The organism is Streptomyces sp. NPDC051310 (assembly GCF_044455245.1).
Taxonomy (GTDB): Bacteria; Actinomycetota; Actinomycetes; order Streptomycetales; family Streptomycetaceae; genus Streptomyces.
The window spans coordinates 1-12,430 of record NZ_JBITEO010000020.1; the positions used below are offsets into that span (position 1 = coordinate 1).

General features: G+C 71.1%; 12 protein-coding genes. 11 read left to right on the forward strand and 1 reads right to left on the reverse strand.

The features are described 5' to 3' along the window. The first annotated feature begins 148 nt into the window (after window positions 1–148). The 4 genes from ACIA79_RS25360 to ACIA79_RS25375 all read left to right on the forward strand — a co-directional run bounded on the left by ACIA79_RS25360 (window position 149) and on the right by ACIA79_RS25375 (window position 3,556). Complete coding sequence (locus ACIA79_RS25360) at window positions 149–475, forward strand: MerR family transcriptional regulator (RefSeq protein ID WP_399430621.1); 327 nt, start codon at window positions 149–151, stop codon at window positions 473–475. Window positions 476–874: 399 nt separating this feature from the next. Then, a complete protein-coding gene (locus ACIA79_RS25365; protein WP_399430622.1) occupies window positions 875–1,474 on the forward strand; it encodes an HD domain-containing protein in 600 nt (199 codons plus the stop codon). A gap of 138 nt (window positions 1,475–1,612) precedes the next feature. Then, window positions 1,613–2,836: an endonuclease/exonuclease/phosphatase family protein gene (locus ACIA79_RS25370; RefSeq protein WP_399430623.1), complete on the forward strand. Its 1,224-nt coding sequence runs from the start codon at window positions 1,613–1,615 to the stop codon at window positions 2,834–2,836. A gap of 156 nt (window positions 2,837–2,992) precedes the next feature. Continuing rightward, complete coding sequence (locus ACIA79_RS25375; RefSeq protein WP_399430624.1) at window positions 2,993–3,556, forward strand: Imm21 family immunity protein; 564 nt, start codon at window positions 2,993–2,995, stop codon at window positions 3,554–3,556. A 178-nt stretch (window positions 3,557–3,734) separates the two neighbouring features. Here ACIA79_RS25375 and ACIA79_RS25380 read toward each other — a convergent pair whose 3' ends face one another. Then, on the reverse strand, window positions 3,735–4,751 hold the full coding sequence (locus tag ACIA79_RS25380; RefSeq protein ID WP_399430625.1) for a helix-turn-helix transcriptional regulator: 1,017 nt from the start codon (window positions 4,749–4,751) through the stop codon (window positions 3,735–3,737). 98 nt (window positions 4,752–4,849) lie between these two features. Here ACIA79_RS25380 and ACIA79_RS25385 point away from each other — a divergent pair, with 98 nt between their 5' ends. From ACIA79_RS25385 to ACIA79_RS25415, 7 genes are all read left to right on the forward strand, one after another. Continuing rightward, entirely contained in the window at window positions 4,850–6,088 is a 1,239-nt protein-coding gene (locus tag ACIA79_RS25385) for an FAD-dependent oxidoreductase (protein ID WP_399430626.1), read from the forward strand. 201 nt (window positions 6,089–6,289) lie between these two features. Continuing rightward, window positions 6,290–6,592, forward strand: a complete 303-nt coding sequence (locus ACIA79_RS25390) for an ArsR/SmtB family transcription factor (protein ID WP_399430627.1) — start codon at window positions 6,290–6,292, stop codon at window positions 6,590–6,592. Beyond that, the gene (locus tag ACIA79_RS25395) at window positions 6,589–6,981 is read left to right on the forward strand and encodes a VOC family protein (RefSeq protein ID WP_399430628.1); all 393 of its coding nucleotides are present in this window, start codon (window positions 6,589–6,591) and stop codon (window positions 6,979–6,981) included. Before ACIA79_RS25390 ends, ACIA79_RS25395 begins: the two co-directional genes overlap by 4 nt. A 2,000-nt stretch (window positions 6,982–8,981) precedes the next feature. Further along, window positions 8,982–9,905, forward strand: coding sequence for a nucleoside-diphosphate kinase (locus tag ACIA79_RS25400; protein ID WP_399430629.1), 924 nt, complete (start codon window positions 8,982–8,984; stop codon window positions 9,903–9,905). Window positions 9,906–9,954: 49 nt separating this feature from the next. Then, entirely contained in the window at window positions 9,955–10,653 is a 699-nt protein-coding gene (locus ACIA79_RS25405; RefSeq protein ID WP_399430630.1) for a YqcI/YcgG family protein, read from the forward strand. A 17-nt stretch (window positions 10,654–10,670) separates the two neighbouring features. Continuing rightward, window positions 10,671–11,900: a GNAT family N-acetyltransferase gene (locus ACIA79_RS25410; RefSeq protein WP_399430631.1), complete on the forward strand. Its 1,230-nt coding sequence runs from the start codon at window positions 10,671–10,673 to the stop codon at window positions 11,898–11,900. Window positions 11,901–11,902: 2 nt separating this feature from the next. Then, the gene (locus ACIA79_RS25415) at window positions 11,903–12,424 is read left to right on the forward strand and encodes a hypothetical protein (RefSeq protein ID WP_399430632.1); all 522 of its coding nucleotides are present in this window, start codon (window positions 11,903–11,905) and stop codon (window positions 12,422–12,424) included. Window positions 12,425–12,430: the final 6 nt, after the last annotated feature.

Here is a 12,430-nt window from a genome sequence, read left to right on the forward strand (position 1 = left end):
GCACCCCCGCGCCCCCCCCCCGCGGGGCGCCCCCCACCTAAAACCCCGGCCCGGCCGCCCCCGGGCGTTTGTTGTTTTTTACTCGGGGGGGGGGGGGGGCCCCCCCCCCCCCCCCGCCCCTCGGCGCGTCCCTTGAAGGAAGAGGTTTATGACCCCTCGCAGTACCCGCCCCGTCGACAGCCTCGACGACGACGATTACCCCGCCTACACCATGGGCCGAGCCGCCGACATGCTCGGCACCACCCCCGCCTTCCTCCGCGCTCTGGGCGAGCACCGCCTGATCACCCCTCTGCGCTCCGCAGGCGGACACCGCCGATTCTCCCGCTACCAGCTGCGCATCGCCGCCCGCGCCCGCGAACTCGTCGATCAGGGCACCCCCATAGAAGCCGCCTGCCGCATCGTCATCCTGGAAGACCAGCTCGAAGAAGCCCAGCGCATCAACGCGGAACTGCGTACCCGCAAAGCCGCCTCGTAACGGCTGTCCGGGGTTCGACCGTCCGAGCGGGCCAGCGCTGCCGACACGACTCGGGCGGCGGGCTCCACGCCGCATCCGCTCCGGGCACGCGGAGAACCCGACCAGCTACGTGAGCTCGACCCGCCGCCTCCACGCCTTCGCGCCTTCGCGGACGAGGGCGCGAAGGACCCCCGGCATGGAGCATCCGCGCCTCCTGTCCCTCTGAAGCGGGAAGAGGCTCCCGGACCCTGGCCCGATCCTGCGCACAACTGGCACGAGCACCACTGCCGCTGATCACTCGCGCTGAGGAGACTGCAAGGTGCCTTGCATCCCCGGAACCCGAGTGAGGGAAAACCGAGGGGCTGCGAGTCATTCCGGCACAACGGATCACCCTGGTCCGAGTCGAAGGAGAGCAGGCGGATGCTGATCGAGGTTGCAGGTGTGCCCGTCCCCGGTGGGCGGGCGGCAGAGGCGGCACGGATGGTCTGTGAGGAATACGCCGACAAGGCGCTCTACCATCACTCCGTGCGGTCGTACTTCTTCGGCGCGGCCTGGGCGGAGACCCAAGGGCTGGACTTCGACCGGGAGTTGCTCTTCGTCTCGGCGTTGCTGCACGATCTGGCTCTCGTTCCGCCCTTCGACAGTCACACGCTTCCGTTCGAGGAGGCTGGTGGCCATCTGGCCCGTGTGCTCACGGCCGGTCTCGGCTGGCCGACCCGGCGACGCGACCGAGCGGCCGAGCTCATCGTGCTCCATATGAGGGAGGACGTTGCGCCGGAAGTGGACGTGGAGAGCCGGCTGTTGCAGGTGGGCACCAGTGCGGATGTATCAGGGGCCGGTCTGGAGACCTTTGATCCATCGTTCCGGGACGCACTCGTTGCGGCCTACCCCCGGCTGGGCTTCGCCCGGTCCTTCGTACGTCTCTTCCAGGACCAGGCGGCGCGCAAGCCGGGTTGCGCAGCAGCCGAGTTGGTAGCGGGGGCGTGGGCGGAGCGGACCGCGTCCAATCCGCTCGGCTGACACTCCCGGCGGAGAGCCTCGCCCCCGTTCCTGCTCCACCGCCGGGTCCCGGGGCGCTGTGATCCTGGCTTGCTGTCGCCGGTGACGATGTGTACCTCGTTACGATCATCACCTTTCATGATTCGTAAGGAGATGCGCATGCGTAGGTTCACGGCGGCCTTCATGGTCGCCCTCGCCGTCGCGTTGATGGCCGGTCTGGCCCAGGGCGGCGCCGATCTGCTCCGGGCGCGGGGGGCCGACTCGCGGCTCTCGGCCGACCGCGGGTCGGCGTCGGACGCGAGCCGGCCGGTCACCCGTACCGCCGGTGCCGACCCCGTCGGCACGCTGGGACTCAAGACGGTCACCTACAACCTGTGCGGCGGCCAGTGCAACACGGGCGGGACCGGCAACCTACCGGAGGTCGTCAAGAAGATCGACGAGTTCCAGCCGCACCTGGTCATGCTGCAGGAGGTCTGCTACTCGCAGTACGAGTGGTTCACCGACACCTACAAGGAGAAGGGCGACGCGTACCACTTCGCGTTCACGCCCATGCTGACCAACTACCGTGGGTGCGGCGCAACCGACTGTGCGGTGAACGAGGACAGCGACCAGACCAACGACGACAACCGCTGCACGTTCGGCCAGGTCGTCGGTGCCCGGGGGACGCTGAGGAACCCCGACGTGATAGACCTCGGCGGGGAGCGGCACCAGATCAAGCAGGGCAAGCCCGGGGACCCGATCGAACAGGTCTCCCCGAAGCGGAAGTTCGCCGCCCTGTGTTACGACGCAGCCCTCACCGACCTGCCCAGCCGGGTGGTCAAGGGGTGCAGTGTGCACCTGAGGGCCTTCCACGACGAAAAGCTCGTCAACCAGCGGGCCCGTACCGCACAGGCAGCGCGACTCGCCTCGGAGCTCGACGGTGACATCGCCGCCGGCAAGATCGTCGTGGTCGCCGGGGACTTCAACTCCTGGCCGGACCAGGGCAACTCGTGGGTCGAGCACCGGACCCCTGCCATGGACGCCTTCTACCGGCCCGACGCCAGGCCGAACGGCGGATGGGGCGTGTTCTACGAGGCCGACCAGGCCGACAAGGACGCGTGGAAGTACGTGGAGCCCGCCTGCACCGCGGCCAACTGCCGGGCCGGTGAACGGACCGTCAGCAGCAGGGACTTCGTCTACGGACAGGAGCCCGTCGGCAAGGGGACGAAGTACGACTACATCTTCTACTCCGAGACCACCGCTCCCTCCTCGATCAGCGCCGACGCGTTCTACCTCTTCGTCAAGAACGCCGACGGCACGATCGCCACGAAGCCCGACGGGACTGCGAAGAGGATCTCGGACCACACCTTCTACCGCGGACAGGCCCAGGTGAAGACTTCCTGACCGCTGCCGGCCGACCGGACCGTGCCACAGCGGTGCCGGTCGGCCGGCCTGCACAGGCGGCCGGGGCGACGCCTGCCGCGACTCCTCCACCCTGGTGTCGCCGTCCGGGCCACCGCCGCGCGGCGCCGGCCCTTCGCCCCGTTGTAGCGTGCCTTCATGAGCACGAACGGGGCCGGGCCGGTGGAGTGGATCGAGTCCGGGGGCGGGCCGCTGATCGTGGTGCCGGAGAAGGTACTGACGTCGTGGCAGGGATGCGACGTCGAGTCGGCCACGAACGACGACGACTACGGCAGGGCCTGCGAGGTCGAGGGCTACCTCGGTGTGATCGCGGTCGGAGACGCACAGGCCCTGGTCCTCGGGGAGCCGTGGGCGACGGCCTATGTGCCGGACCTCGGCTGCTTCGTGTGCTGGATCGCCGCCGACTCCGAGGAAGCCATGCTGAGCAGCGCCGAGGAAGCGCTCGGGGCGGCGGTGTGGGAGGCGGAAGTGCACTGGGAGGTGCCGGGCCCGGTCGTCCTGCTGGACGCCGGGTGGCCCGGCGTCCCGGGGCCCGACGCGGAGTTCGACGAGCTCGACCGGCAGCGCATCGACCTGGAGGCGGGGCGCTATCTGGTCCGCGCCGCCCATGCCCGGCCGACACCCCGGACGACGATGGTCCTCGTCGGGCTCACGCGGCTCCCGCCCGACGACTCGTCAGGCACGGCCCCGGACACCCCGTAGCCGCGGCGCGCACGGCGTCGCGTCCCCGGCCGCGCCCGCCGTCCTCCCCGTGCCGCGCCCGGCTGCCGGATCGAGGACCCGCCCGGCCCGCCGCCCGGCAATCAGGCCGCCGCGCGCCGGACGGGGCGTCGCTGCCGTAACGGCCACCGCGCCCCGCGGTCCGAGCACCGGCAGTGCGTCAGGAGGGAGGGGCGGGGTCGTTCCCGGTGTCCGCAAGGGCGGCCCACCGGTGCATGAGGCGCCGGCACGCCTGGACGAGTTCGGGCGGGTGGAGGTCGGTGAGTTCGGTGTCGAAGGTGGCGAGGAGTCCCGCGACGCCCGCCCATGACCAGGCGCCGAGCGTGAGCCGGCAGTGGTCGGCGTCGAGGTACTCGACCACCGAGCCACCTGGTGCCCAACGCGCAACGGGCCCGGCCGGCAGACCGAGGCGGGCGCTGCCGGTGCACGGCCAGTCGGCGGGGGTGTCGCCGCGGTCGTGACTGCTCATCACGAAGTGGGCCAGGTCGTCGCCGGGGAGCTCACGCGGGGGGAAGCACTGCGTGGTGGGGCGCGGACGCATCCGGTCGACGCGGAGCACCCGCCACTGCTCGTCCTCGAGGTCGTAGGCCACCAGGTACCACCGGCCGGCCCAGACGACCAGGTGGTGCGGCTCGACGCGACGGGCGGGCAGGAAGCCGTCCTCACCGGGTCCCGGGCGTGATCCGTCGGCGCGCAGGGTCTCGATGCCGAGGACGTGGCGGCGGCGCACCGCGATTCCCACGGTGGTGACCGCCGTCGGCTCGATGGGCGGTGCCATGAACTCCCAGGGGTTGTGCAGCCTGGTCAGGCGGACCGACTCCATGGCCGCCCGCAGCGCGGCGGGCGCGGCCTGCTCAAGGGTGACCAGCGCCCGCGCCGCGTCGTCCCCCAGGCCCAGCACCGTGCTGGGCGCGGTCTGCAAGGCCACGGCGACGGCGAGGGCCTGATCGTGGTCGAACACCAGCGGCGGGAGGGTGCGCCGAGTGCCGAGCCGGTACCCGCCGCCCGGCCCGTGGACGGTGTGCACCGGATAGTCGAGCCGGCGCAGGGTCTCGATGTCCCGCCGGACGGTGCGCTCGCTGACCCCGAGAGCCGTGGCCAGTTCGTGCAAGGGCCACTGGCGACCCGATCCGAGCAGGGAAAGCAGCCGCAGTGCCCGCTGTGAAGTGCTCGCCACCGCCCCATCATGGCACCGGTGGTGGCCACTCCGTGTCCACTACCGGTGCCACTGTTGGGCCCGTGCAGACGAACCGCGACAGTGAAGGACGTACGGGCATGCGTGTCCTGGTGGTCGGTGGAGGAATCGGAGGGCTCGCGCTGGGCGCAGGGTTGCGCCGCCGCGGATGGGAGGTGTCGGTGTTCGACCGCGACGCCGATGTGACCGCGACAGGCGGATACCACATCACCCTCGACGAGCGGGCGCAGTCGGCGCTGCGGGAGTTGGTGCCGCGGGACATCATGCAGCGGCTTCTGGCGTCGGGCTCGGCGCTGCGGCTGCGCGAGCCGGACGCGCTGTGGGACCGTCGCGGCCGGCTGCTCGGCCAAGGACCGGATCTGAGCGACAGCTCCAGTGTCGACGTCGACCGCGTCACCCTGCGCACCCTGCTGGCCGAGGCCGTCGGCGACGACCTGCACCTGGGGCGGACCGTGTCCGGCGTCGACCATGATGACGACGGTGCCCCGCGCGTGCTGTTCACCGACGCCGCACCCGTCCCGGCGGATCTGGTGGTGGGCGCGGACGGCGCCCACTCCGTGGTCGCCCGGCACCTCGCCGGAGGGCGGACCAACAGGCCGGCGGGCATCATCGGGTTCTCCGGCCGCACCCTCGTCAGGGACCTGAGCCCCGGGGAACAACAGCGGCTCGGCCCGCGATCGGGGCTGGCCATCGGCCCCCGAGGTGCGGCGCTCTACATCGGTTTTCTCGACCCCGTCGGCAAACCCGCCCTCGACGCCCCCGACCTGCGGATGTCCGTCACCACGGAGCCCACCTACATCTGGGGCGCCATGCTGCCCGAATCCACCGTGACCGACTCCCTCCGCCGCCTGCGTGGCGGCGCGTTGCAGGCCCGGTTGCTGAGCCGGTTTCGTGAGCGGGGCTGGGCCGCGCGTTCACTCGAGGTCATGGCCCGCGCCGACCCGCACAGCGTGGCCTCCTACCGCTTCAACGCCGCCTCCACCCGCGCGGCCGACCTCGCGCCCTGGCCCGTCGGCCGGATCACCGCGCTCGGCGACGCCGTCCACGCGACACCCCCCACCGCCGGCATGGGTGCCGGAGCCGCCATCCGCGATGCCGCCTGCCTGGCGGAGAACCTGAGCGCCGTCGCAGACGGCACCACCACACCGACGGAAGCCGTCACCCGATTCGAGGCGGGGGTGCGCCGGCGCGGCAGCGAGATGCTCACCCTGGCCATGAGGACGGTTCGCTTGATCCTGGCGACCGACACCACGCTCGGTGCCGCCGCCACCGCGGTGACCACCCCGGTCCTGGCTGCTGCCGCCCGGTTGCGTTACTGAGAGCCGACCGCTCACCCCCGGCCGTGCCCGCAACCCTGCGGCCAACCGCCCGGCCGTGCCCGCAGCCCGGCGGACCGGCCGCTCGCCGGCCGTCGCGCACGGAGCCCACGCCGCTGCCCCGGCGTCCCCCCGGGGCCGCCTGACCGCGCTCGGCCGCGCGTCGACTTGATAGGCAAGCGAGCGGTTGCCTATGGTGGGGTGGTGGCCGACGACCTCTTCAAAGCCTTGGCCGACCCGACCCGCCGCATCATCCTCGACGAGCTCACCGAGAAGTCCGGGCAGACGCTGTTCGAGATCTGCTCGCGCCTGAGCATGAAGCATCAGCTCGGCATCTCGCGCCAGGCGGTCTCCCAGCACCTGGCCGTGCTGGAGGCCGCCCGGCTGGTCGAGACCAGGCGGGAGGGCCGCTACAAGTTCCACGACCTGAACACCGCCCCGCTGCGCCGGATCACCGAGCGGTGGCCCGTGCCCGACACCTCCGGACCGGAAGAGAGCACCCCATGAAGATCCATCTGACCAGCGTCTTCGTCGACGACCAGGCCAAGGCCCTGCGCTTCTACACCGAGGTGCTCGGCTTCGTGAAGAAGCACGACGTCCCGGTGGGCGAGCAGGACCGGTGGCTGACCGTCGTCTCGCCCGACGAGCCCGGCGGCACCGAACTCCTCCTGGAGCCGGCCGGCCACCCGGCCGCCCGGACCTACCGCGACGCCCTCGTCGAGGACGGCATCCCGCTTGCCCAGTTCGCCGTCGACGACGTGAAGGCGGAGTACGAGCGCCTGCGTGGCCTCGGCGTCCGCTTCATCCAGGAGCCCGTGGAGATGGGCCCCGTCACCACCGCGGTCTTCGACGACACCTGCGGCAACCTGATCCAGATCGCGACGGAGCCGCAGTAGACGGGGCCGCAGTAGGCGGTCGGCCACCGGCCGCGCCCGCCGGAAAAGGTCCGCGGCCGGGGGCCGCGCCGCCCGCCCGTGCGGACGTCATGCCGCAACGGGCCTCCGCGGAAGGGAAGTCCGGGCATCCTTGCCCCATGGCCCCACACGAAGGTGCAGCGAGTCCGTCGGAGTCCGAGGCAGGACCGAGCGCCTTCACCGATCCGCCCGCGGCTCCCGCGCAGGCGTCGGGGTCCGGTGGCGGCAGCGCGCCTGCATGATCCGGCGCCGCGAAACGGCCGGGTGAGCACGTGAAGCCACACGTGACAACGGGTGGGGGATGCTGCGACCGCACCATGCGCGTACCGGCGTGGCGCCTCTCCATCGGGACAGCGTGGTCCTGCCGCATCCCCGCCACACCGACAGTGAGACGCGTGCACGATGCCCGCCGCTGGTGACCAGTGTGTTCACCGGCGCCAGGGGGTCACCGGCCGTCGTCCTGGCCAGCAGTGCGGCGGCGGCCAGCGGCAGCAGCGTCGCGGCGAGGGCCGCGCCGGTGTGGGTGACGTGCTGCATGCTCACACGCCGCGATGCGTCGAAGATCATGCCGCTCATTCCAGCAGCGGTGGATCCGGGCCGCATCGGACGGCGTACTCAGACGTCCTCCTCACGTACTCAGGCAGTGATGCCCGGAACATGGGCCACGTGTCGTCGTCGGGTACCGCGTCCCTCGGCCGCAGTGCGCGGTCCGCAGGCCGGCGGGTTCCGCGGCACGTCACTCCCGTGGCCCGGCGCATGGCCCGGCGACCCACAGGCGCCCGGAGCGGCTCGTACGTCACCGCCGACCCGTCGGCGAACTCACCGGCGCCCACGCCCTCGACGTATGTGTCCTCGATACGCTCACCCCTCTCGCAGCACCGATCCGCTCATCGGTGACACCACAGGACCGGCAATTGTGCCCCGCCCGAGGGGCCGAGTGCCGACGGCCACCGCCACGCGCCCCGGGTGGCCGACCGTGCTTTCGTCCTCCGCGGGTCCGCGCCGTACGCCGACGGCTTGGGGGCCCGACGGCTGCCGTGTCGCGAGGCGCCGCAAGCAGTGCCGGCCCCGGGCCGAGGCGCGGGTGTACGGGGTGGGCTGGTTGCCGGGCTCACGATGACACAGGCGGCGCCGGGACAGCACGGCCGTACCCCGACACCGACCCCGTATGCCCGACAGAATCGGCCCTGTTGCCGGCAACCTGTGCGAGGCGATCTCCCGGGCATGAGGCCGGGCACATATGCCGCAACCGATGCAGAAACGCGTACGCGAGGTGTCCGGATCCGGGCCCTCGGCCCGTTCCCGGTCCGCGGGCCCGGCGGGAGGACGGGCCGTGCCACCTCGTCAGGAAGGGGTCGGGGGGCCACGGCCGTGCTCTTCGGCACCGCTCCATTGCGGCCAGGGGACACCAAGCCCTAAAGCTGGGTGAAAGGGATGGAGCGCCCATACGGCGAGGGTTACGCGCTCTTTACAGCGCATATTCAGTCGTCAACTGTTCGAGCTTCCAAACCCTGGGAAATCGGGGCAATGGTGAGCGAAGATCACCTCACCCCGCGGCCTGACGGTGAGTGAATCTCCGGTTGACACCGGACGAAGCCCGGGCAAACCGGACGGAGGGCTTCCCTGAGGCGTGGTGGCTTGTCTGCCTCGATCGCCCTCCTCATTCGTTGACGCTCCCGGAAGGGCTACTTAGCTTGTTATCGGTGGCTGGCACATCCAACGAAATGTGGATGGCGGCCCGGTGAAAGCGAAGCTCCCGTCGCGTGGGGGTTCGCGAACAGTGGCGCGGAGGAAGATGCAACTCCTCCGCGAATTCCTCACCGGCCGCGCCGAGAGACGACTCGCCGATAGCAGCCATCGTGATCCGGTATGTCCGACCTGCTAATTCCGCTTCACATGCCAGCAGAACACGTGCCTCGTAGAAGCCGTTCATGCATGCGTGAAAGGAACTCGAAACGGTGGACTGGTCCCGCAGTTTAGTGGTGGTGCTGAGCCCGGACTCCTTCATCCGGGGCCTGGGGCGCCGCATCGTCGACGAACTACTGAGCACCGGCTGCGAAGAAGTCGCCGCCCGCGTCGTGCAGCCGGGAAGCCTCCTGCTGGACACCATCTACGACGACCTGGCGAGCAAGAGGATCCACTTCGGTACGTACCGCTACCGTGCGATCGACGCACTGTACGGTCTCGGACCCTCGCTGGCGGTGCTGCTGCGCGGATCGCCCGGCATCCACCGGCGGTTCACCGAGATGAAGGGCTCCGGCCCCCTGGAACGGGCCGCGGAAGCCTCGCTCCGCCGCCGCTTCGGCGCCGTCAACACGATCCTCGGTCTGCTGCACGCCTCGGACAGTCCCGAGGAGGCCGAGCTGGACTGGCGGACGTTCTTCGTGCGGGAGTGGAACAACCTCGGCCGCAGTGACCTGCCGGAGAGCCACACCCGGCCGGCCACTCCCGGAGCGCGGGTGCTGGCCGACCTGCTGGACCGGCCTCCGGGCGCGCGGGAGGGCCGGGGCTTCCTCCAGGTGCGTGACCAGTTCAGGCGCGGTGTGATCGCGCATCTCTGGGAGCTGGTGCCCTCGTCCAGGGCGGCCTCCCTCGCGGAGGGCCTGTCCAAGGACCTGGCGGTGCCCGGCGGCGGCCCGCTGGCCGACGACCTCGTCACGCGCTTCGCCGAGAGCCTGGAGGGCGCCGCGGACCTGCTCGTGCGCCGGGCGCTCACTTCGAGCTTCACCCCGGACGATCCGCCCCTGGACGTGCACCGGTTGTGGACCTCGCTGCTGGGGTACGGCATCGACGTCGACCCCTGGTCCCGGGCCGTGCTCTCGACCTCGCAGTACTTTCCGCCGCTCGTCCACCCCGGGGCCGAGACGGCCTCCGCGCTGACACCGGCCGGCAGCACCCATGGGTGAGACGGGCGCATCGCGGCTCCGGACGAGCGGACGCACGGCACCGGGAACCGTGCCGCGCTGGGCCGCGGAAGAACAGCAGCGGATCCATGAAACGCTTCTCGCGACGCTCCCTTCGCCGTACCCCTGCCATTTCGGCGCCATCGGGGAGAGCAGGGGGACGAACCATTACACGTACTGGGATCTGAACGAGGACTTCCGATCCGAAGCGAAAGCCGTCGCGTGCGATCTGGAGGACTTCATCGCGATCCAGCGCGACCTCCCGGACGAGCGGATGTCGCTCCTGCTCATGGTCGGTCCGCCGGATCCCGGACGCGTATTCGCCTGGTACCGCACCATGTTCTGGCGCATCCTGTCGGCCCTGCACGCGTACGACCGGGCCCCGCAGCCACCGGACGTCCCGGACGACCCGGAGGACCCCCGGTGGGAATTCACCTTCGGCGGGGAAACGCTTTTCACCTTCGGGACCTGTCCGGCGTACGGACCCCGGCGCAGCCGGACGCTCGGAGAATGCCTGGTGATAGGAATGCAATCGAGGACGGTATTCCGCTCCATCAATGGATCCACCCCGGCCGGACGGGCCGCCAAGAAGCGCATCCGCCGAAGTCTGGCCGCCTATGAGGACGTTCCCCTCCTCGCGGATTCCGGTGACGGGAAGGGCTCCACGACACATAAGTGGAAGCAGTACTTCCCAGACGTCGACGGCCGGCCGCTGACCGGCACGTGCCCCGTCCGGTGGGAGAAGCGGTGAAAGGTTCCGCAGCACACATGCGCACGGCGCCGGCACGCCCGGCGGGGCCCGGCGGAACCGCCCGGCGGGGAACGGCCGCCCGGACGCTCGTCGTCGACGAGACCCTCCCCCCGCAGTGGCCGGACCGGACGTTCCTGACCTCACCCGCCTGGCTCAGGATGATGGGGGACCGCCCGCCGGGCACGGGGTACTGGTTCAGGCTGGTGGAGGACGGCGTCACGGTCGCCGCGACCACCGGCTACCTGATCGAGGACCCGCACTGCTACGAGTCCTTCAACGTCCACGACCTGCTCTTCCGCGACCCGCCGGTCTTCCCCGACCAGCGCCGGACGCGTCCCGTCGGCCGGACGGACCGGGCAGCCTGGTTCCCGTGCCTCGCGATCGTCCAGCCCGGCTACGACGCCGACGTGGTGACGGCCGGGGAACCGGCCGTCGAGCGCACCCGGGACCTGCTGGCCGCCGTCACGCACTGGGCACGGGACGCCGGCGTGGCATGCACCGCCGTCCTGTACGCCGCGGGAACCGTCCTGCCGGCCGCGCTCGCCGCCGAACCGGCCTGGCACCGCGTGCGGGGAACCGTCCGGTCCGTGCTCGACGTCCCGCCCGGCTCCTTCGACGACTACGTCGCCGGACTCACCAAGACCAGCCGCCAGAAAGTGCGCTGGGACGTGCGCGACCTCGCTCTCGCCGGGGTCCGCACCGCGCCGGCGGACGCGGCCCGGCTCGGCGCGACCGAGCTGAGGCTGCGGCTGGCGCTCATCGACAAGTACGGGGGCTACAGCACCGAAGACGTCGAGCGGTCCCGGCTGGAAAGGCTGACGTCGCTGTTCCCCGCCGAGCGCCTCCGGCTGTTCCACAGCACCACTGCCGACGGCGACGTGGTGGGCTTCAGCCTCTTCATCGGCCACGGCGACCAATGGCACGTGTTCTGGTGCGGGTTCGACTACGAGAACCCCGCCTCCCGCAGGACGTACTTCGACGCGATGTTCTACTCCCCGGTGCGCACCGCGCAGAAGGAGGGCGTGCGGCTGATCGACTACGGCCTCGGCTACGAGCGGAGCAAGAAGTGGAGAGGCTGCTGCGGAGCCGTACGCGACATCTGGGTCAAGGACCTCCGCGGGCACCTCGCCCCCTGGATGGAGCGCGCCGCGGCAGGTGAGGAACCCGCAGCGGCTCCGGCGGCCGGACCCGAAACCCCTGCCCACCGGTCAACGCCCATCGCCGGCACACTGGAGAAATTGTCGTGATCATGACTTCCACACAGCGGGTGACGGAGAACTCCGTACTCGTCGAGGAGATGTTCGCCGCCGGGTACGACTTCATCACCGGCGTGCCGGACTCCTACCTCCACGGATTCCTGGGCGCGCTGGAACGGCACGAGCGCGCGGGGGAGTGCTATCTGCCCGGCACCCGCGAGGACAACTGCGTCGGACTCGCGGTGGGCGCCCACCTGGCGGGCGCGACACCGCTGGTGTTCATGAAGAGCGCCGGCCTGGGCACCTGCATCGACGCCCTGACCAGTCTGGCACTGGTGTACCGGACAGCGCTGGTGCTGCTGGTGTCCTGGGCGGGCCATGACGGACAGGACGTGCCCCACCACAACGTCATCGGCGAACCGGCCCCGGCCGTACTCGAGGCGCTCGGCATCCCGGTGCTGCGCTGCCGGTTCGGCGACACCGCGGAGGTCGCGGCGCAGCTGCGCGCCGCCCGCAGGACAGCGGCCGACGTCCGCCGCCCCGTCGCGGTGCTGTGCGCACCGGAAGGAGCGTGAGTCCCC

Coding starts and splice junctions, on each gene's coding strand:
- ACIA79_RS25360 (WP_399430621.1), top strand. CDS start 149: ATGACCCCTCGCAGTACCCGCCCCGTCGACAGCCTCGACGACGACGAT.
- ACIA79_RS25365 (WP_399430622.1), top strand. CDS start 875: ATGCTGATCGAGGTTGCAGGTGTGCCCGTCCCCGGTGGGCGGGCGGCA.
- ACIA79_RS25370 (WP_399430623.1), top strand. CDS start 1,613: ATGCGTAGGTTCACGGCGGCCTTCATGGTCGCCCTCGCCGTCGCGTTG.
- ACIA79_RS25375 (WP_399430624.1), top strand. CDS start 2,993: ATGAGCACGAACGGGGCCGGGCCGGTGGAGTGGATCGAGTCCGGGGGC.
- ACIA79_RS25385 (WP_399430626.1), top strand. CDS start 4,850: ATGCGTGTCCTGGTGGTCGGTGGAGGAATCGGAGGGCTCGCGCTGGGC.
- ACIA79_RS25395 (WP_399430628.1), top strand. CDS start 6,589: ATGAAGATCCATCTGACCAGCGTCTTCGTCGACGACCAGGCCAAGGCC.
- ACIA79_RS25410 (WP_399430631.1), top strand. CDS start 10,671: ATGCGCACGGCGCCGGCACGCCCGGCGGGGCCCGGCGGAACCGCCCGG.
- ACIA79_RS25415 (WP_399430632.1), top strand. CDS start 11,903: ATGACTTCCACACAGCGGGTGACGGAGAACTCCGTACTCGTCGAGGAG.